14 protein-coding genes are annotated in these 22872 nt (G+C 40.7%); 1 reads left to right on the forward strand and 13 read right to left on the reverse strand.

Features of this window, described 5'->3' with window-relative positions:
* Nucleotides 1-3: 3 nt before the first annotated feature.
* From DXB39_RS04715 to nifJ, 5 genes are all read right to left on the reverse strand, one after another.
* Complete coding sequence (locus DXB39_RS04715; protein ID WP_117840807.1) at nt 4-852, reverse strand: class C sortase; 849 nt, start codon at nt 850-852, stop codon at nt 4-6.
* 121 nt (nt 853-973) lie between these two features.
* On the reverse strand, nt 974-2440 hold the full coding sequence (locus DXB39_RS04720; protein ID WP_117840806.1) for an isopeptide-forming domain-containing fimbrial protein: 1467 nt from the start codon (nt 2438-2440) through the stop codon (nt 974-976).
* A 67-nt stretch (nt 2441-2507) separates the two neighbouring features.
* Entirely contained in the window at nt 2508-7538 is a 5031-nt protein-coding gene (locus DXB39_RS04725) for an LPXTG cell wall anchor domain-containing protein (protein ID WP_117840805.1), read from the reverse strand.
* 14 nt (nt 7539-7552) lie between these two features.
* On the reverse strand, nt 7553-8227 hold the full coding sequence (gene lepB, locus DXB39_RS04730; protein ID WP_227701174.1) for a signal peptidase I: 675 nt from the start codon (nt 8225-8227) through the stop codon (nt 7553-7555).
* Between the two features lie 284 nt (nt 8228-8511).
* Entirely contained in the window at nt 8512-12057 is a 3546-nt protein-coding gene (gene nifJ / locus DXB39_RS04735; RefSeq protein ID WP_022242434.1) for a pyruvate:ferredoxin (flavodoxin) oxidoreductase, read from the reverse strand.
* Nucleotides 12058-12285: 228 nt separating this feature from the next.
* Here nifJ and DXB39_RS04740 point away from each other — a divergent pair, with 228 nt between their 5' ends.
* A complete protein-coding gene (locus DXB39_RS04740) occupies nt 12286-13926 on the forward strand; it encodes an ABC-F family ATP-binding cassette domain-containing protein (RefSeq protein WP_022242433.1) in 1641 nt (546 codons plus the stop codon).
* Between the two features lie 164 nt (nt 13927-14090).
* Here DXB39_RS04740 and DXB39_RS04745 read toward each other — a convergent pair whose 3' ends face one another.
* The 8 genes from DXB39_RS04745 to DXB39_RS04780 form a co-directional block, all read right to left on the reverse strand.
* Entirely contained in the window at nt 14091-14861 is a 771-nt protein-coding gene (locus DXB39_RS04745) for a flagellar filament capping protein FliD (protein ID WP_117698209.1), read from the reverse strand.
* Between the two features lie 803 nt (nt 14862-15664).
* Nucleotides 15665-16342, reverse strand: coding sequence for a uracil-DNA glycosylase (locus DXB39_RS04750; protein WP_022242431.1), 678 nt, complete (start codon nt 16340-16342; stop codon nt 15665-15667).
* Nucleotides 16343-16346: 4 nt separating this feature from the next.
* On the reverse strand, nt 16347-17108 hold the full coding sequence (gene hisF / locus DXB39_RS04755; protein ID WP_117840804.1) for an imidazole glycerol phosphate synthase subunit HisF: 762 nt from the start codon (nt 17106-17108) through the stop codon (nt 16347-16349).
* Complete coding sequence (hisH, locus tag DXB39_RS04760; protein ID WP_022242429.1) at nt 17108-17728, reverse strand: imidazole glycerol phosphate synthase subunit HisH; 621 nt, start codon at nt 17726-17728, stop codon at nt 17108-17110. Before hisH ends, hisF begins: the two co-directional genes overlap by 1 nt.
* Nucleotides 17729-17737: 9 nt before the next feature.
* The gene (locus DXB39_RS04765; protein WP_117840803.1) at nt 17738-19405 is read right to left on the reverse strand and encodes a hypothetical protein; all 1668 of its coding nucleotides are present in this window, start codon (nt 19403-19405) and stop codon (nt 17738-17740) included.
* A 135-nt stretch (nt 19406-19540) separates the two neighbouring features.
* The gene (locus DXB39_RS04770) at nt 19541-20446 is read right to left on the reverse strand and encodes a chemotaxis protein (RefSeq protein ID WP_117698212.1); all 906 of its coding nucleotides are present in this window, start codon (nt 20444-20446) and stop codon (nt 19541-19543) included.
* Nucleotides 20447-20557: 111 nt separating this feature from the next.
* A complete protein-coding gene (locus DXB39_RS04775; RefSeq protein WP_117840802.1) occupies nt 20558-21271 on the reverse strand; it encodes a DUF4352 domain-containing protein in 714 nt (237 codons plus the stop codon).
* A 51-nt stretch (nt 21272-21322) separates the two neighbouring features.
* Nucleotides 21323-22861 (reverse strand): sensor histidine kinase, encoded by a 1539-nt coding sequence (locus tag DXB39_RS04780; RefSeq protein ID WP_117840801.1) that lies wholly within the window; start codon nt 22859-22861, stop codon nt 21323-21325.
* Nucleotides 22862-22872: the final 11 nt, after the last annotated feature.

Here is a 22872-nt window from a genome sequence, read left to right on the forward strand (position 1 = left end):
TCCCTACTCCTTTTTCCTCTTCCAGCTAAACCGCTGCCAAATCAAAAGTCCCAGTAAAATCCAGAACAGTAATATAATCGCAACTACAATTGCAACTGCAGAAGTATTAACAAGATATCCATCTGCCGTCACAAAGTTACCGCTTTCCTCCTGTGAAATCCGCTCACCCCTTACCAGCAGCCGATGAGAATTGATTCCATATGGAGTGCAGGTCATTAATGTACAATAATCTTTTCCATCTTCAATTGTAAGATTATTAATTTCCTGTGGTTCTACAATTTTAATCTGATTCACCTGATAAGTCAGTTTACGATCCAATACGGTAACGGTAAAGGTATCTCCTGCTTCCATTTTATCCAGATTTGTAAAAAGTCTTGCAGACGGAAGTCCTCTGTGTGCAGAAAGAACACTATGTGTGCCTTCTCCTCCAACCGGCAAACTACTGCCCTCTAAATGGCCTGCTGCAACCTGTAATACTCCTTCCGAAGTTCCATGATAAATCGGGAGTTCCACACCTAACTTTTCAATTGTAACATAACCCATGATGCCGGTGCCGGAAATATCAAGAATGCTGTTATAATCGCCAGCCTCTGCATAATTCAGAAATGGCCGGTTCACATCCTTTAATTTTTCATTGTAGGTATCAGCTTTTTTTAACATTGTGTCTTTTTCTTCTTCTGTCAGTGATTTTACGGCATTACTATAAGACGCAACGGCTCTTGACTGGACTTTTGAATTCCAGTAAGAACTAATTGGCGGATACAGCATCACGGAGAGACCTATGATAAAAACAAACACTAACATTACATTCAGTTTATCTTTCTTAAATAATTTCTTTAATGTCCTCTTCATAGATTTCTCCCTAATGCTGTCAAAGTCCCAGCGAGCGGGAATTTTCTTCCAGTCTCGTTCGTGTATAAACCGGCGGTTCACCGGGAATTCCCGGTGAATTACCGCCGTTCATCTTAAAATTCTAGTTTTTTGCAGTACGTTTTCTTGTGATTAACAATACAGCTGCTACAATCATGATAATTGCACCTACGGTATAGAAAATCTTAGTACCGATACCACCGGTTGCAGGAAGTTCAGTTCCACTTAAGTTCTGTACATCCGTGGATACAGCACCTGTTCTTAAAGTTGCTGTAAAGATTGCTTCTGTTCCTTCTGAAACAACCTTTCCAGAAGCATCCTTTACTACTAATGTCTTTAATTCCGGATTATCTGATGTTGTATCATAGGTTGCTTCTACTGAAAATACAAGATCATCTGCTTTATTATATCCTGCCGGAACAGTTGTCTCAACCAATTTATACTGGCCTGCATCTACACCTTTGAAATAGAAGGTTGTTACTCCTGTAATCTCATTTCCAACTGCAACATAATCACCTGTAGTGCTGTCTAATTTGTAAAGGGTAAATCCTGCACCCTCAAGAGGAGCATTGTTACCGTCTACCTTATTTGCGATTAAATTATATGTAAATACAATAACTTTATCTTCCGGAGTTACACCTGTGCCATCTCCATAAGGATTGTTGCTGTATTCCAGTTTGGATACGTTGGTGTTTCCACCTTCACCGATTACTGCATTTTCATTCAGTTTTGCAGTGTAATTTACAACTACTTTACTTCCAGCTTTTACTGCTTTGATATTCTTTAAATCTGCAAAACGAACTTCAAAAGTGCAGCTATCATCTAAATCTTCTGTAACTACTTCATAGCCGGTTGTTACTGCTGTTCCGTCCACTGTTACAGTTACAGAATCTGCATTGAAAGTAAGTCCGTCAGACATGGTATCATGGAATGCATAATAATAACTTCCATAATTATCATATTTTGCATCTACCGTACCGGTTAACTGGAATGGTACGTTATCTCCGATATCATAATCTGCTGCATCCTGCCAGTCACTTTCTGCACCGGTAGAGTCATTTTTCTCTTTTACTTTCTTTTCAAGTTCCGGTCTGTCTTCCTTTGTTGTTACAGTTACGCTGTCATTTCCAGCTGTGTCTAACATAACAAGGGAATAGGTATCACCTTCATCACCTGTTTTTGTTTCTGCAATCAGGTAATAACCCTGATCAACACCGCTAAATTTATCATCGGATGTTTTTGCTTCCGGCTCTAATGTCTTGATTTTTGCAAATACTGCATCTGCAAATGCACGAATACCATCTGCATCTAATCCTGAAATGTAATTAATTACATCCTTATCTTCTGTTTTTCCTGTTACTTCTTTCAATGCTGCTGCATACTTATCATTTAATGTGTATGCAAATTTTCCTTCACCACCATCTGTAGCATTCAGCAATCTGTATGCCGCATATTCAGAACCTGCTGCGCCATTTGTAATTGTAATGTCTGCTGCATAAACAGTAACACCCATTGCAAATGCCATAACCATTGCAACCATTGCTGCAAAAAGTTTTTTCAATTTTTTCATCTTCTTTCTCCTTCTTTGACCTTTTAATATATTTGATACCTGAAACGGATTTCCTCAAAAGGGGGCTTTATATGCCTGCCCCCCTTTCTCTTTTCCGTCTCATCCGGTATCCATACAACAGGGATGACATAAGCATAATTGCTGCACCACCTATAGTATAAACAGTAGTACCTGTTCCTCCTGTTGCCGGAAGTTCATAACCGTATTCCTGATTCTTAACCTGAATCGAAATACTATCAAGATTATCATAATAGGTAAAGGTATATTTATTTTCTTTGCTTAATTCTGTACCCTTCTGACCTATTCCAACTAACTCATAACCATTTACCAGTTTTTCTTTCACCGTGTAGACCTGACCATCTTCCAACGCCTTATTGCCATTCTGGTCTGTAATGGTCTTCAATGCAACCGATCCACCCTGGCATACGGTAAATTCTGTAATATAATCAGATTCCTCCATTGAATCACCCTTATATAATGCAAAAGTAAAGGTTTTTGTCTGATCATACGGAAGTTCATTTCCATACGCATCCAGAACGTCTTTCTCAATTACCGGTTTCTTATAAATCTTTACTCCGACCTTTGGAGGCTCTGCCCGCAGTGTTTTTTCATTTCCGTTTACTTCTGCCGTATACTGGTATGCGAAGCTGTTCCATGCAGTCTCACCCGGGTTTGCATTCTCTCCTACTACTCCATTATATTTCATGGTAAGAATACAGCCCTTCTTTAATGCAAAGGTATCTGCCATCTTTATACGGAAGGACACATCATCTGACTGCCAGAAGGAATGCCACTGTTCTGTTGAAGTACCCGACATATCAGCTTCAGTAAAGCTTACCAGATTTGAAAATTCCACAAAATAATCCACGCCTTCTTCCATCTGCCGTTTTGTGCCGCTCTCCTCAGTTACCAAGAGTTCCAGTCCTTCGGCATATGCAACAGAGAATTCACTTCCTCGTTTTTCTTTCTGGTTCAGTACTCCGGTATCATTTATATGTGGCATACTGTCTACAATAACCATCTGTGTAAAGGAGTTATTGCTGACATTTTCAATATTGTTGGTGTAAATCACATCTTTTCCATCTTCATCCAGATAAATGTAATTCTTTCCTTCCAGTCCAAGATAGCCGCTTCCCCGGTTATCTGAATTACCGGTTTCCTCTACCGTTTTCCATGAGAATGAACCGTAATCACCCAATGCATAAACACAATCAGAAGCTTTTACTCCAATATATTTTCCACTGTCATCCGTCACCAGTTCTCCCATTTTTACACTGTTATCATCAAACGGATCATCCGGCAGGAGATATGCAGTATTTTCATAAATCTTGTTCTCATATACTGTATTTCTGGTATATACCGTAAACTCCGCTTTTCCACCTGCAGGGATCTGATATTCTTTTCCCTCCAGATACAGTGAAAACTCGTGGGTCGCATTATCCGGTATCAGCTTCCATACTTCTTCCGACAAATCATACTTATGAAGTACATTATCATCCTCATCATAAATGGTCAGTACAAAAGCATTTTTGTCAAGTCCCAGGTGAAGGGTTTTATTGGTTGCCTCTTCTTTCGACAATATATGGAATGGAGACTGAACAGAATCTTTAATTGTATAATCGCAGATCGGAATGGTTCCATCGTTGCGTAACTCCAACAGCCACTTTGTCGTTACATTCGGCTGTATATTGTCCTTCTCTTCCAATTCAACAGCATTTTCCACATTTTTACCAGATGGTATATAGGACACTGCTTTCTTGGTAATTCCCGGAACAATTACATCCTTCGGTGTTATCATTACAGATGACGAAATAACACGCTTTTCTCCTACAATTCCTTTATCTTCCGATGTGCCGTTATTCTGTCTGGAATCATCCCTGGTTCCTCTCATTGTAATGTCATTCGGATTCTCACGATATTCCACATCCTTATCTACCAGTAAATCCACGGTATTGGTAATTGGAACATCTAATTCCACGTCTTTACTTACCTTGCACATCACAAAGAATGAAAGATTCTTTCCTGCCGGCAAATCATAACCTTTGCCATCGTCTCCAATCGTAAAGGTAACCATATGATTTTCCTTATCATCATTGGTCATTGCAATGGTAACATCCCTTACCAGACTTCTGCCATCGATATTGGTTACCTGTGCCATGTTCCAGTCGTTTGACTTAATCGGTTCACTATAGCTCTTTTCAATCCGAACCGGAAGCGTATATCCCAGGCCCGGACGTATTCCAATATATTCCAGACCATCCGCCATATGATCTTCCAATGTATCAATATGAACGGGATCTTCTCCTGTATTTGTTACTGTAATATTGTAAATCACATAATTTCCGAGATAATTTCCTTCATTTACACTCTTAGAGAATATGGACTTATCTTTTAACTGGCTGGTCTTCCACTGATGGAACTGATCCAGAATTGCCCACACACTCTTCTGCACATCTACCGCCTGATCCAGCTCCTTTTTTCCTTCCGGTTTCCCTTTTACCGTTACTGTATCCTTCATTCCATTTACGGTTGCACTATTGATATAAGTAAAGGTTCCCGTCTGTTCATTCTCTTTATCATCCATATAAATGTAAGCATTGAATTCTTTTTCAATTACCTCACCCGGTAACATGGTGCCAATCTTCCAGATTAAACGGATTCCTTTATGTGCACTGATATTCATTCCATTGCTCTTGCCAATCCAGTATCTCCTTATCTGCACGTATTCACCATTTATTTTTGTATAATAAGTTCCCCAGTCAGATGTATTTTCTACATACTCTTTCCAGCTGATACCAGCCTCTACCAGTTCCTCATCATTTTTAGGATATCTGGAATTTAACGTTCCTGCCTGCTTTGCCTTATAAATCTTGTATTCATCCGAAGGAAAGACATGATATGGCATATCATCTGTCAATGACAGTCCGCCTTTCTTATATGCGGCATCTCCATCAGCATTTGTAATCGTTATGCTGTATTTAAATAATTCCTCTGCTTTAAAGGTTTCTCCACCTTCCCCGCCATTAACCTTCTTATCTACTGTAATCGGATTTTCAGTCTCAATTACAATTTCAGAATTCTCACCGGTTGAAGTACTCTTTACATAATTCTTAAAATGATAATCAGAAGCCTCCGGCAGTTCATTAACATCAACCTTACATACATACTTAATGGTCACCTTCTCCTTTGCATTCAGCCTGCCAAGAGAAAATGTCAGTGTTTTATCATTTATCTGTAAGCCAACATTGCGGCATCCACCGGTCGCATTGGTTGACTCTGCCACAAAATCCGTCTCGCCCTCCGGAACCTGTGCTCCATTCTTATCTATAACATACTGGAAAATAAGTCCTTTTGGCAGAGTATCTTCTAACGTCTGCTCAATGGTTTTATAATCTTCCATATTTTCAATCGTTATCGTATAAGTAACTAAATCACCATTTTTTACATGTAACCCGTCACCTGGTTCTTCCACTTTCTTTACAATATTGAGCTCCGGTTTTTTATAAACAACCGTTATTGTTGAACTCTTATCTTTATAAGAAGCTTTATTATGAATGGAAGTATTATTTTTATACTTTGCCATTTCTTCCTGGCTTTTTACATTAGCTGCAAAAGTAAATGAGACCTTTTCACCGGCTTTTAATGTACCAGGTGTAAAACTTATTGTTCTGGCTGCTTCGTCATACTCTGCTCCTTTATCATGGATTGCCTGTATCTGCTCCGATGTCAATGTCAGATGCTCCGGCAATTTATCTGTCACCTTATAAACGCTTCCATCTGAAGCTTCTCCTTTAATCGGATTGTTTCCCGTATTTTCTAGCGTAATCGTATAATTAATGGTATCTCCGGCAATTACTTCTTTCTTATCCGCCGTCTTAACAATTCTAAAGTCCTCTTTTATTTCCGGTCTTGACTTTACATCTGCAGACAATTTTATGTGTTCATATTCTTTATAAGGAACAGATTCAAAATCAACATGATTTGTAATTACATCCTCTTTTACTTTTTCTGCGGCTACTGTAATGTAATTATCTGTTAATACTAATTTTGATACATTCAGACTTGCACTTACATTCAGATGCTCCTGTTCTCTTGTTGGCACACCATTTGTCATATACTGGTTCGGCACACTAATCTTATATGTAACAGTTTTTCCATCCAATGTCAGGCTTGTAACGGTTCCTCCCTGAAGATCAGTAAACTGGAAAATCACATTTCCATTGCTATCCACAATGGAAACACCATCTTCACTGACCCTGGTTCCTTCCGGAAAGCTGATTCCATCCGGTAATGTCAATACATCACTCAACTCTACATGATCTGTCCAGATTGCTCCAGTATCACCAACTCCGCATGGATTCATACTGTTTGCAGTGATTCTATAATCTAATGTTCCTTCCAGCGTATTGGTCTTTCCATTCACCGGAATAATTTCCTTGCTGACAGTTTTTTTCAAATCCTGCCAGAGATTCGTTCCATGCCAGATTAATTCTGCCGGTTCAGAAATCACATCATTGTCTTTCTGATCCGGAATCTCCGGTGTCAATGTTACCTTGGAATCCTTTTCCATAATTCCATTTAAGGAATTAAACTGCAAATCGAAGGAAACGGTTGAACCTGCTGGTGGTTCAAACTCTATGTAAGTCTCATTATCCTCTTCTACCAGTTTTACTTCCAGTGTTTCTTCTGTTGTTTCACTGACCGCTTTATAAGTAACCTGCATAACATCACTTTCTTCAAAACCGGTCAATGTAACTCCTTCCGGCAAATCACTAATCCGGATACGAACCGGTACCAGCTCTGTATCTGTCGGATTTGAGTTGGTTGCACTAACGGTTGCATACAGAATCTGTCCATTTTTCCCATCATCCGGACTCTTCTGTGAAACGCTCAAGTTAATACGCTCACTAATCGTGCCTCCGGCTGATATCTGCTCTGTTTCCTTATTTCCTGTTGCTGCAAGTCCCGGAAGAATCAGTCCCCAGACTACACCCACCGCCACAAGAACGCAGCATATCCCCAGTAAAATTTTTGTTCTTCTGCGGATTTTTCTCTTTTCTTCTGCTTTCTTTACATGTTTTCTTACATTTTCCTGCATATCCCTATCTCTCCCTATTTAAGGAATCCCATTTTACTCAATGGCCAGAATCGAAAAGCCACCTTTCCAATTATCTGATCTTCTGCCACACACCCAATGGCTGAACTCCGGCTGTCAACCGATACTGAACGATGGTCTCCCATCACAAAATATTTGCCTTCCGGCACCTGATAAGGAAAATCAATATCACATTCCCCTAAATCTTTCTTTATTGCATATGGTTCATCTAATTTTTCACCATTTACATATACATTGCCGTCTTCGTCTATATCTATGTAATCACCTGCAGTTCCTATGACCCTTTTTACAAGAATCTTACTCTGATAGTAAAAGCCGATGATATCTCCCTGTTTGATTTTTGTGGTTTTCTTTATTACTACCAGTTCACCATTCTCTAATGCCGGTTCCATGCTCTTGCCCGAAACCTGCAATACCGGTACTAATCTTGTTGCAATCAATACTGAAATTGCTGCCACCACAAGCAGTATTCCGAGTGCACTGAAAAGATGCTGCTTCTTCTCTCTGTGAGCCTGTTCCGCCCGTATACTTTGAAGTGCCACATCTAATTCTATTTTCTTGTCCTTATTCCCGTCATTTTCTTCTGTAGTTTCCTGCAAATCCTTCTGGAGTCCCTCTATAATTTCAATCAACTCCCAGCGTTTCAGCTTGCGGAAATCCTTATCTGCCACAAACTGCACCCCCTGTTATTCTTTTGCTGCCCTTATTATGACCTTCCCCTGTCTTTTCATGCATGTGATTTTTCTTTTGCGTTGAATGTAAGTATATATATTTTTTGTATAGAATTATGTCATATTCTGGCATATAGATTTGATTTTTTCTAACGAAATAATCAGACTAATTTAATTTGATATCGTTCTTATAAAGTAAAAAAAGAGACGTAACTTACACTTCTGTAAATTACATCTCTTTTATTTTACTTAATCGTCAGATTCTTCTGTCCAATCAGCTAATCTTATTTGTAAAGTTCAACTAATCTTAACAGATGTTCATAACGAGCCTTTGCAGCTTCCTCAGATGCTTTGAACAGTTTTTCTGCTCTGTCTGGGAAGGAACGTGTTAATCTGCTGTAACGTGTCTCGTTATTTAAGAAATCCTGGTAAGATCCATCACCTGGCTTAGAAGTCAATGTGAATGGGTTCTTTCCTTCTGCTTTCAATGCCGGGTTGTATGAGAATAAGTTCCAGTAACCTGCTGCTACTGCTTTCTTCATCTCATCCTGGCAGTGGTTCATTCCACCCTTAACACCGTGTAACTCACATGGAGCATATCCGATGATAAGTGAAGGTCCGTTGTATGCTTCTGCTTCAGCAATTACCTTAACAGCATTTGCCATATTTGCACCAAGAGCGATCTGTGCTACATATACATAGCCGTAACTCATAGCGATTTCTGCAAGGCTCTTCTTGCCAACTTCTTTACCAGAAGCAGCGAACTGACAAACCTCACCGATGTTAGAAGCTTTAGAAGCCTGTCCACCTGTATTAGAGTACATCTCTGTATCGAATACCATTACGTTTACGTTCTCACCGGAAGCAAGTACATGGTCTAATCCGCCGAAGCCGATATCGTAAGCCCATCCATCACCACCGAAGATCCATACAGACTTCTTAGCAAGGTAATTCTTCTTATCTAATGCATCCTTAGCATCCGGGCATCCTGCTGCTGCAGCTTTCTCTAACTCAGCAACTAATGCTTCTGTTGCAGGTGTATTAGCTTTTGTATCATTCTTAGTCTCTTCGAACTTGTCAAATGCAGCCTTTAATTCTGCGCTTGCTTTATCAGACTCAGCACATTTCTTAGCGCTTGCAATTGCCTGCTCACGAAGAACTTTCTGTCCGATTTCCATACCAAAACCATGCTCAGCGTTATCCTCGAATAAGGAGTTTGCCCAAGCCGGACCTTTCTTGGAATCTTTGTTTACTGTATATGGTGATGTTGCTGCAGGACCGCCCCAGATAGAAGAACATCCTGTTGCATTGGAAATATACATATGCTCACCAAATAACTGAGTAATCAAACGAGCGTAAGATGTCTCTGCACAACCTGCACAAGAGCCTGAGAACTCAAGCAATGGCTGATTGAACTGGGAACCTTTAACGGTATTGTCTGCCGGCATACCAGGTTTCTTTCCAACGTTTGCTACTAAGTAATCGAATACTGGCTGCTGATCTGCCTGTGATTCCTGAGGAACCATTTCGATTGCGCCTACTGGACATACCGTAATACATTCGCCACATCCCATACAGTCTAATGGGGATACGCTCATTGTATATTTGTACTCGCCAGCCTTTGGCTTTGTATCAGCAAGTTTTGTCTGCTCTGGAGCAGCTTTTACTTCTGCTTCGTCTAACATGAATGGACGAATGGTTGCATGTGAACATACGAATGCACACTGGTTACACTGAATACATTTCTCAGCATCCCATGTAGGAACGGTTACGGCTGTACCACGTTTCTCATATGCTGCTGCACCATGTTCGAACTGTCCATCCGGATTCTTTGCAAATGCAGATACCGGAAGGCTGTCTCCGTCCATCTTGGAGATTGGCTCCATTAAGTCTCTTACCATCTTAACAGTCTCAGGACGTCCGGTTAATTCCTTCGGAGCTGGATCTGCTTCTGGGTTAGACCAGGATGCTGGAACTTCAACCTTATGTACTGCGTCTACACCAGCGTCGATAGCTTTGTAGTTCATTTCTACGACAGCGTCACCCTTCTTACCGTAGGATTTCTTAGCTGCTGCTTTCATGAATTCTACTGCATCGTCGATAGGCATAACGTTTGCAAGTTTGAAGAATGCAGACTGTAAAATTGTGTTGGTACGTTTACCCATACCAATTTCAATTGCTTTGTCAATTGCATTGATTGTATATAACTGAATGTTGTTATCAGCAATGTATTTCTTTGCTTCAGCATTCAGATGATGAGCTAACTCTTCGTCTGACCACTGGCAGTTAATCATGAATACTCCGCCTGGTTTAACATCCTGGGCCATCTTGAATCCTTTGGTTACATAAGATGGGTTGTGGCATGCTACGAAGTCAGCCTGGTTGATGTAATATGGGCTCTTGATTGGCTTGTCACCGAATCTTAAGTGGGAAATTGTTACACCACCGGTCTTCTTAGAGTCATACTGGAAGTATGCCTGGATGTATTTATCTGTGTGGTCACCGATAATCTTAGTAGAGTTCTTGTTAGCACCTACAGTACCGTCTCCACCAAGACCCCAGAACTTACACTCTACAGTTCCTTCTGCAGATGTGATAGGTGCTGGCTTAACCTCTGGTAAGCTTAAGTTTGTAACGTCATCTACGATACCTACTGTAAATCTGCTCTTTGGAGCATCTTTTTCCAGTTCTTTGTAGATAGCGAATACAGATGAAGGAGGAGTATCCTTAGATCCTAATCCGTAACGGCCGCCGCATAATACAACGTCGTTTAATCCTGCTTCACGTAATGTTGTAGCTACGTCTAAGTATAATGGGTCTCCTAATGCTCCTGGCTCTTTTGTTCTGTCAAGAACAGCAACTTTCTTTGCAGTCTTTGGAAGAACTTTTAATAAGGAAGCAGATACCCAAGGACGATACAGACGAACTTTGATTAATCCGACTTTCTCTCCTGCTGCTGTTAAGTAGTCGATTACTTCTTCTGCTACGTCACAGATAGATCCCATTGCTACGATAACACGGTCTGCATCTGCTGCTCCATAGTAGTTGAATAAGTCATAATCTGTACCAAGTTTTTCATTGATTTTGCCCATGTATTTCTCAACGATAGCCGGTAACTCATTGTAAGCTGTATTACAAGCTTCACGATGCTGGAAGAAAACGTCTCCGTTTTCATGAGAACCACGCATAGCTGGATGCTCTGGGTTTAATGCATGCTCACGGAATGCTTTTACAGCGTCCATGTTGCACATTTCTTTCAAATCTGCGTAATCCCATTTCTCGATTTTCTGAATCTCATGAGATGTACGGAATCCATCGAAGAAGTTGATGAATGGAACTTTTCCTTCAATTGTTGCAAGATGAGCAACTGGGCTTAAGTCCATAACTTCCTGTGGGTTTGTCTCACATAACATAGCGAAACCTGTCTGACGACAAGCATATACGTCACTGTGATCACCGAAAATATTTAAGGACTGGGTTGCAACGGTACGTGCTGATACATCAAATACACATGGAAGCTGCTCTCCAGCGATTTTGTACATATTAGGGATCATTAATAAAAGACCCTGGGATGCGGTAAATGTAGTGGTTAAAGCACCTGCTGCAAGAGAACCATGTACGGCACCTGCTGCTCCTGCCTCTGATTCCATTTCTACGACTTTAACCTGATTTCCAAAGATATTCTCCTGACCTGCTGCGGACCACTGGTCTACGGAGTCAGCCATTGGACTGGACGGGGTAATAGGATAAATAGCTGCAACGTCTGTGTATGCATAAGCTACATGAGCTGCTGCTGTATTACCGTCCATTGATTGTTTTGCTCTGGACATTATTTATTCCTCCTTATTTAAATATAAAACTTATGTCTTATCGACCTAAATCACATTTTAGCATTTTATTTGTCGATTATCAAGATTATGGACTGTACGAAATGAAGAACAATCACGAATTTCTTCTATAAGAAGTTTTAGTTGCTTTTCCACTGTTTTTCTAGTATGATACGAATTGGTGCATAAGCATGAAAGCACCGTAAATTCAAAGAGTCAGGAGATTTGATTATGATAAGTGCAAACAATGTAACTTTACGAATCGGGAAGAAAGCCTTGTTTGAAGATGTAAATATTAAATTCACGGAAGGCAACTGCTACGGTCTGATTGGTGCCAATGGTGCCGGTAAATCTACTTTCTTAAAGATTTTATCCGGACAATTAGACTCCACCAGCGGCGATGTGGTTATTACACCGGGACAACGTCTTTCCTTCCTGCAGCAGGACCACTTCAAATATGATGAGTACTCCGTTTTAGATACCGTTATCATGGGAAACAAACGTCTCTATGATATCATGAAGGAGAAGGATGCTATCTATGCAAAAGAGGATTTTTCCGATGAAGATGGTATCCGTGCCAGTGAACTGGAAGGCGAATTTGCTGAAATGGACGGCTGGAATGCAGAATCCGATGCTGCCATGTTATTAAATGGTCTTGGCATCCCGACAGAAGACCACTACACCACTATGCGTGACCTTCCGGGTGCTACCAAGGTTAAGGTGCTCTTAGCCCAGGCATTATTCGGTAATCCGGACATTCTGCTCTTAGACGAGCCGACCAACCACTTAGACTTAGATGCCATTGCATGGCTGGAAGAATTCTTAATTAACTTTAACAACACTGTAATCGTCGTATCCCACGACCGTTACTTCTTAAATAAGGTATGTACTCATATTGCCGATATCGATTATGGCAAGATTCAGTTATATGCCGGTAACTACGATTTCTGGTATGAGTCCAGCCAGCTTCTTGTTAAGCAGATGAAAGAAGCCAATAAAAAGAAGGAAGAAAAGATTAAAGAGTTACAGGAGTTCATTTCCCGTTTCTCTGCGAATGCTTCCAAATCCAAACAGGCAACTTCCAGAAAACGTGCCCTTGAGAAAATCGAACTGGATGAAATCAAACCTTCCAGCCGTAAATATCCTTACATTGATTTCCGCCCACAGCGTGAAATCGGTAATGAGGTTCTTACCGTAGAGGGGCTAAGCAAAACTATCGATGGCGTAAAAGTATTAGACAATGTATCCTTTATCTTAGGACATGATGATAAAGTAGCTTTTGTCGGAAGCAACGAGCTTGCCAAGACTACCCTCTTTAAGATTCTTGCCGGTGAAATGGAGCCGGACGAAGGAACTTACAAATGGGGTGTTACGACTTCCCAGTCCTATTTTCCGAAGGACAATACCGAAATCTTTGATACTGACCTTGTTATCACAGACTGGCTGACCCAGTATTCCGAGATCAAAGATGCTACTTATGTACGTGGTTTCTTAGGAAGAATGCTTTTTGCCGGTGAAGACGGCATGAAGAAAATGAGAGTCCTTTCCGGAGGAGAAAAAGTGCGTGTACTGCTCTCCCGTATGATGATTCAGGCTTCCAATGTCTTAATCTTAGATGAGCCTACCGACCACTTAGACATGGAGTCCATTACCGCATTAAACAACGGTCTGATTAAATTCCCGGGTGTTGTACTCTTCGCTTCCCGTGACCACCAGTTCACACAGACCACTGCCAACCGCATTATGGAGCTTCTTCCAAATGGCGGACTCATTGATAAGATTACCACTTACGATGAATACTTAGAAAGTGATGAAATGGCAAGAAAACGTCAGGTTTACTCCATGAGTGAAGAAGACGAGAATGATAACTAAAAATAGCTTTTAAGATAGAAAGCAGGTGTTCCAATCAGAACACCTGCTTTTTTGCTTTACCGAAAATTGCTTTCCTGTAACACACATTTCTTGTTATTTGCATATATTATTTATACCTGACATTTACACCGTCATTATGCGAATCATAATTATTAACCGGTCACTTAGGTTGTCGTATTATAAATCTCTCCGGTATTATAATTGTAGGTATATGTACCTGTATTACCATATGTATTGCCCTTGGATGCTTCCCGTTCTGCATAATAATCTGCCAAAGATGCTTTTGCAGATACCTGATATCCATAGGAACCATTTCCATTGAACAAAGATTTTACCAAAGACATATCTGCCTTCTTAAAGGTATCCTCATCAATACTGAGTTTGTTATCTGCACCAACGGTAATTCCAACCTTAGAAAGTAACTTTTCATTGGAATCCGTAGTCCGAACCATGGAAGAAACTGCATTGAGAATTCCATTGGTATTGGAATCTTCTGATTTCTTCAGCAGGTTATTGTAGCTGTCTACGAAAGCACTTACTTTCTTATAAATTGCGTCTTTATCATAATCTGTTGTGGTATTACCCTTTGCATCGGTTGTTGTTACTTTGTTAAATACAGACTTCTTGGTCTTATCCAGTAAAGCATCGGATGCACCCTTCAACTCTTCCGCAGCATCTTCAATTTTTGCTAATGTCTTAGTATCATCCTTTGCAGTAGACGTTGAAGTCTTCTTGTTTGTCTCTACAATCTTGCTGGCAGAATCATTTCCACCATAATATGCCTTCATCAGTTTAAAATAGGAACCGGTACGAATTGCAGAATAATCAGCAATATTAATTCCTAACAAACCGCTGTTTGAAGTTCTGCTTCCATTTGATAATCCGGAAAACAATGTGTTAATTGAATTCGAATCATAATTTGAAATGCCTATCATATAATCACTCCTTTGATATCTGATGTGTAACATCCTTGTCCCACGTCTGCCTATTGTTAATGCTATTATAGCATTTTAGGCACAGGATTGCAATATTGTGTAAAATTCACAACTTTTTATGTATTTTTTTTCATCTATTGTAACTTTTCACAAAGTTTTTATGGTTTGTTCATAGTTTTGTCATATTTATAGCATACTATAGAACCATCAAAAGAAACTCATGTTTTTAGATATATTTTTTCATAATAGCCTCGGCATCCAAAAGATGTCGGGGCACTCCTCATTTTAGGAATAATTTTTTATGTTGGCTGGATACCAATATATTTGATAACATAAATTACAGGATTTAACAGGTTTCTATGTCAGGCATAAAATACCGCAGTTCTAGAACACATATTTTTCTTTTTACAATATAAAGTGTCTTTCCAATGTTTGACAAACTATCAGCACTGTTCGTCAAAAGGACGGATGTTTGACAAAATTTATTAGGGGCACTTAGAATTTCGTATAGCAACCGGCAACGCCGGCACAGGATGTGCCGGCGAGGTGCAATCTGAACATGGATGTGAATTTGCACCGGTTGCCGGGAAAAACACAATATGTTTCGAAATTCTTAGTGCCCCTTATAAACTTTTGTGTAACATCCGTCTTTGACGGACAGTGCAGATAGTCAGTCAAAGCAACGGAAAGACATTTTGTAATCAAGAAAAAATATGTGCTAAGAACTGCAGATATTCCATGCCAATTAACATAGAAACCTGTTAAATCCTGCAATTCTTTGTTATTCAACATTAAAATCCATCCTACAAATTTTCAATCTGCCAGTCTATCGGTGCTACTCCATGCTCTTCTAAAAATGCATTCGCCTGTGAGAAATGTTTGCATCCGAAGAAACCACGGTATGCCGAAAGCGGGCTTGGATGAGGTGCTTTTAATATCAGATGCTTCGGATTGGTAAGCATTGGAATTTTGCTCTGTGCCGGTCTGCCCCACAGCATATAGACAACTGGTCGATCCTGGGCATTGACCGCCTGGATAATGGCATCCGTAAAATGCTCCCATCCTTTGCCCTGATGGGAATTCGCCTGATGTGCACGGACGGTCAGAACCGTGTTCAATAATAATACACCCTGCTTTGCCCATTTTTCCAGATAACCATTGTCAGGGATATAGCAGCCAAGGTCATCCTGCAGTTCTTTATAGATGTTCTGTAAAGATGGTGGAATCTCTTTCTGATCCGGCAGTACCGAAAAACTAAGGCCATGTGCCTGGTGTTCATTATGGTATGGATCCTGTCCCAAAATCAGCACCTTTACTTCTGAAAGCGGTGTCAGGTGCAAGGCATTAAAGATATCATCTGCCGGTGGATATACCACATGGGTGCTGTATTCTTTTTTTACAAAATCATATAAATCTCTGTAATATGGCTTTTTAAACTCGGCAGATACACTGTCCAGCCAGTCATTGGTAATCATTGCCATAGTTTTATCTCCTTACTGATACCCCGCGACCTGCAAGATAATTCTTAAGGTCCATAATTTCAAGTTCCTTATAATGGAACAAAGATGCTGCCAGTGCTGCATCTGCTTTACCTTCTGTCAAAGCTTCGTAGAAATGCTCTTTCGTTCCGGCTCCACCGGAAGCAATGACCGGGATAGATACATTTTCTGCAATCTGTCTGGTCAGTTCCAAATCGTAACCGGCTTTCGTGCCATCACAATCCATGCTGGTCAAAAGAATTTCTCCGGCTCCAAGCTTCTCGACTTTCATTGCCCATTCTACCGCATCAATGCCTACATCAATTCTTCCGCCATTTTTATAAATGTTCCAGCCGCTGCCATCTTCTCTTCTTCTCGCATCAATGGCAACAACCACACACTGGCTTCCGAATTTGTCTGCCGCATCACTGATTAACTGTGGTGTATTAATTGCAGAAGAATTAATGGAAATCTTGTCTGCACCTTCCCGGAGCAGCACTTTAAAATCTTCCACACTGCGGATTCCTCCGCCTACGGTAAATGGAATAAATACATTTTCCGCTACACGTCTTACCATATCTACTACTGTATTACGGTTATCCGAAGATGCTGTAATATCCAGAAATACCACTTCATCTGCTCCGGCTTTATCATAGGCTGCTGCAATTTCCACCGGGTCACCAGCATCTCTTAAATTCACAAAGTTCACACCTTTTACAACTCTTCCATCATTGACATCCAGACATGGAATAATTCTCTTGGTAAACATTATTTCACACCTCCCTGTAATGACGCAAAGTTCTTAAGTATCTTCAGTCCAACGGAGCTGCTCTTCTCCGGGTGGAACTGGCAGGCAAAGATGTTATCCTGTTCCACAGATGCATGAATAGTGACTCCATATTCTGTAGTTGCTTTTACAATTTCTTCATGTTTTGCCTGTAAATAATAAGAATGCACAAAATATACATAGGCATCCATCGGCACATTCTGAAACAGTCTTCCATTATTCTGTAAATGCAGGGAATTCCAACCGATATGCGGAATTTTCAGCCCATAGGTATCCGGGATCCGCACAATTTTTCCCTCTAAAAGTCCAAGTCCCTCTACTCCTTCTGACTCTTCGCTTCCTTCAAACATTAACTGAAGTCCGAGGCAAATTCCAAGGAATGGCACTTTTCTTTCACAGACTTCATGGATGACCTTGTCCAGTTCATAGCGTTTCAGATTATCCATTGCCACACCAAAAGAACCAACGCCCGGTAAAATCACCTTATCTGCCTGTTCAATAGTATGAAAATCTCTTGTAATTACGCTTTCCTCGCCCAGATATGCCAATGCTTTTTCCACACTCTTTAAGTTTCCTGCATCATAGTCAATAATTGCTATCATAATGTTCTCCTATTCCAGTCCTGCTGCTGCAAGTATCTCCTGAATTGCCTTTGTATAATCTGTTCTCTTTGTCATGGCATGCAATTCTGCTGCTTTTTCCTCTGATACACCAAAATGGTCTGATAACTGCTGCAAAATCTGATTCTTCAGTCCTGCCATTTCATCTGTTATCTCATATTCCTGAGCCAGGTCTGCACCATCTACGCATCTGCCATATCCACGAATCAACGCATCCAAAGCCATTTCATTTTCATTGATTCCGCTTAAGCTCTCATAAGACTGATATTCGCTCTGTATGGAAGCCAGCACCTGTGCTTTCTTATAGAAATTCTCGTCTTTTCCCTTTACAGAAGAACCGGCTACGGTCTGGAATGCTGTTACATAGGAGCCGCTTGCAAAATCATCCTTTGCCTGCTGCATATCCTGTCCATACTGTAAATTGGAGCTTCCCAGCAAAATCAAGATTAGAAGGGAAAGTGCCATAATAAAAATCAGAATAACCGGCTTCTTCGGAAGAGGCGGCGTACGGTCTATTTCTTTTTGAGGCTTCTCTTTCTTTACCTTTGGCGCCTTCTCCTTCTTCGCCTTTTCCTTCTTTTCTTTTTTCTCTTTCTTTTTCTTCTCTTTCTTTCCCTTCTTACCGGCTCCCTCGTCTGCATCCATCTCTTTTAAGATTTCTCTATTTTCGGATGAAATGCTGCCAAGGCTGTCATCTTCTGCAATCTTTGTATCATCCTCTTCTTCATCCGGTCCAAATAAAACGGACATAATTTTACTGAAGAATCCCTGTTTTTTTCTCTTTTCCTTTGCTTCCTTTAAATCCTTTAATTCTTCGATACTTCCAAGGCGTTCAAATTCATCCTGGACCTCACTGTCCTCATCTTCTGAATGCTCTAATTCTTCTCCATTTTCATCTGCTTTCAGCAAATCGCCGATATCGGATAAGTCAGCATCTCCGGATAACATATCCATAAGATTAATGGCATCATCATCTTCTGAAAGAAGTGGTTCCTCTTCCTCAGATTCTGTCTTTGATGCTTCCGGTATCTCTGCCGCCGAATCTTCATCCAGCGTATCAAAAAAGCCCAGAGGCTCTTCTTCCTCGGAAGCATCATCTTCCGGTGTTTTCGACGTATCCATATGTTCTTCCTCTCCGGAATCGCCCACTTTCTTCCGGACAGCGTCCATGATGTCATCCACATCTTCCATCATATCTGACGGTGCAGACCCATCTGTTGCCATATCTGTGGTCCCTGATGAGACTGGCTCCGAAGCATCCCGCAGCTGATTGTTTTCTTCTAACTGTTCTGCTTCTTCCATCTGGTTTGATGCTTCCTGCTGACTAGTTGCTGAAGCTTCCTCGACATCGGATGTCTGGTCTTCATTGACATCAATATCTGCCTGATTCGATGCCTCTTCGTCTAATTCCATTTCGAATTCCTGCAGGAAATCATCTGCTGCTCCTGTTGACAGCTCCTGTTCAAATTCACGTAGAAATCCTGTGCCGGAATAATCCTCGTGTTTCTTTTCCACCGGCTTTTTCTCCCGCTCCCTTGGCTTTGCAGCTTCTTCATTCATTGATTGAATCAGATTCTCGATATCCTTCTTATTATTTCTTCTGTTAGCATCTGAAACTGAATTCAGCAAATCGTCCAGATAATCTTCACTCTTACTCAAATTTATACCTCCATGTATCCAAGTTGCCTGTATATCTGCTTACAGGGTCTGCCACAACACCTCCCAGCAGATGCCGGACAGCGTAAAGGAAAGGGATGTGATGTAACATCACACCCCTTTGTCTGCGTTCTTTCCTTACTTTCCAGTCTGGTCAATCAGTCTGTCGATAGCCTGTACCAGACTTCCAATCTCCGGTTTAGTCAATTGGGCGTCTGCTCCGAGTGATTCACCTTTTCTTCTCATTTCATCATTTACCAGGGAAGAGAAAATGATTACCGGAATATCATGCATGTTATCGTTCTCTTTTACCAGTTTTGTTAACCGGTGTCCGTCCATCAATGGCATCTCGATATCTGTAATAATACAATGTACTTTATCTTTTACATTGCCGGCTTTCTCATAAGCACAAAGCTTGTCCCATGCTTCCTGTCCGTTCATATTGACATTCAGGTTGGTATAACCTGCTTTCTTCAGACAATCTGTAATCAATTTACTTAATAATGGGGAATCCTCTGCAATCATAATCGGGGAATCATTACGGTTACGATTTTCCAGATGCTCTACATCAGATACCTTAAGTCCTGTTTCCGGGCTGATATCAGAAATAATTTTTTCAAAGTCAAGAATAACAATCAACTGTCCATCCAGTTTAATGACTCCGGTTGATACACCCTTGTCCTGGACATTAATCGTTGCATCCGGTTTGATAATCTCTGACCAGGAGACACGATGAATCCCAATAACCTGATCTACATGGAATGCAATATTTAATTTATTAAAGTTTGTGATAATAAACAAACCTTTTCCTTCTTCATCCTGCATACCCAGACATCTTCTCAGGCTGATTACCGTCAGCATGGTATCTCGTGGCATAAAGATTCCTTCCACACTCGGATGTGCATTTGGTACCGGGGTTACCGGCTGATAGGATAAAATCTCACGAATCTTCGCTACGTTAATTCCGTAATGATTATCCCCTAAAGTAAACTCCAGCACTTCCAGTTCGTTCGTACCATTTTCTAACAGAATATTTGTCTCCATTTATGTTTTCCTCCCAAGGTCATTTCTTAGAATATTTCTATTTCAAATTATAACATAATATTACATAAAAATGCACCGTTTTTTTACAATTCTTTAGATATTTTTACCATTTTATAGATTACAGGTCTTATGTACCGTGTTTTCGACTACTTCCAGAGAGATTTTACTCAAATCTTCCGGTGTACCTTCCGGCACCTCAAAGAGTAAAACCGTATCTGTACCACTTCCTGCTTCAATAGTCCCCTGATATGTGCCAAGGTCATTTAACAGAATTGAGACCTGTGCAACAGCTTCCACGCTGTCATTTAATGTCATGCGGAATGACACCTTGCGGCTTAACATATCACAACCAACTGCTTCGGTTCCGGCATTGTTTAAATGAAAATGTAAAACCAGATACTTATTTCCAGCGGTCGGCTCTACGATATAAGACGAATCCTGCTGATAGACGGAAGCAAATTCTGCCCCAGTATACTGCACATCAATGCCCGGTATTGCCACTGCATCGTTTAAGGACACACTGTTGTCCGATGCCGCATTCTCCGGAGTTCCTGTTGCATCTCCACCTTCTGATGGCATCTGCTCAGTGGAATCCGGCTGTTCCACAGCCTCGGTATCTGCAGTCTCTGTTGTCTCTTCACTCTTCGATAGTCTTACAATTCCATCCTGCTGCTTTATATTATACTTTGATACTACATGTGCTGCATAATCTACAATTGTCTGTTCTTCCTGCTCTGTTAATTCAATCGGCTGCTCTCCGCATCCGCCTAAGAATAACGCAGCCAACAGCACACATGCCGTTGTTTTTATCTTTCTGTCTCTCATAGGCACTCCTTAACTTATCAATCTATTCCCATGTTAGCATTTTTCCGGCTTTCAGGCAATAGTTATTTCACGTTCTTCCTCGTTATCATCGCGATTGCTGGTGTCTAATTCTATCCAGAATTCCACACCATCCTCATGGTTAATGACTCCGCACTGCTGATGCATGGAATCCATAATTGCTTTTACAATGGACAGACCAATTCCGCTGCCTCCATAAGCTCTGGTTCTTGCTTTATCTACCTTATAGAATTTAATCCAGATATTATCAATGTCTTCTTCCGGAATCGGCTTTCCTGTATTAAACACGCTGACTCTTACTACATCCTGCTTACATTCATAAGAAATTTTAATCCGGTTTTCACCTTCCAAATGGTTGATTGCATTGCTCAGATAATTGGTTATAACCTCTTCTATCTTAAATTCATCCGCCCACACAAAAAGCGGCTGCTCGTCAAATTCCAGAATAGCTCCTTTCTGTTCTAAGATAATGGCATTACTGGCAGCTACTCCACGGATCAGTTCGGTGATATCAAACCGTTCCATCACAATAGCATCATTCCCAAATTCCAGCTGATTCAAAGTAAGAAGTTTCTTTACCATGCGGTTCATCTTCTCTGCTTCATCTGTAATGACCTCACAATAGAAATTTCTGCTCTCCGGATCGTCCTGCACACATTCCTGTAAGCCTTCTGCATAACCCTGAATCAGTGCCAGCGGTGTCTTTAGCTCATGCGAAACATTTGACAGGAAATCTTTTCTCATCTCGTCAATCTGTTCCTTCTTTTCGATATCTATCTTCAATTCATTATTGGCACTCTTTAATTCCGATATGGTCCGCTCTAAGATTTCCGATAGCTGGTTCATATGCTCGCCCAACTGTTCAATCTCATTATCTCCCTTGACCTCATACTTCGCATCAAAGTCGAATTCTGCCATTTTCTTGGATATATCTGTAAGCTGCAGAATTGGGTTAGTAATACGACGGGTAACAAAAAAAATGATAATACCACTCACTATTACCGCAACAACTCCTACATCCATCAGCAGACGATTAGACACCTGCGCACTTTCCTTGATACTTTCCAATGGAGTTCTCGCCAGCAAAAGATTACCATCTGCCAGGGTTCCCCAGAGAATCAGATAATCCGATTCCAGCCTGGTATCCTCTTTTTCTCCCATGACATAATTGTCGTTTGCTTTCAGTACTTTCATATTAAGATGCATATCATCATTCTGCACACTTGCCATGATAATTTCCATAAACTGCATCCTGAGATTTTCCACACCATTGGTAGAAGAACGCACTACTGTACCATCAGATGTAATGATTAAAATCGTCAGGTTACCATTGGAACAGATTTTTTCAAAATCTATATCATAATCTGATGTATTTAAGATTCCCTGTTCACTGGCCGCATTTATCTGCTGAAACCCATTTTCCAGCACTTCCTGTTTATAGCGGGTATAATAGCCTTCCAGCAGGGTAACATTAAGAAGCCAGCACAGTAATACCGTGCCGGCCACTAATCCAACGATAGTCAATGTAATCTGCGTTGTAATGGAATGCTGCTTTTTCTTATTCTTTGCCATATATCTTCCAC

The sequence above is a fragment of the Roseburia sp. OM03-7AC genome (genome assembly GCF_003462625.1).
Lineage (GTDB): Bacteria > Bacillota > Clostridia > Lachnospirales > Lachnospiraceae > Roseburia_C > Roseburia_C amylophila.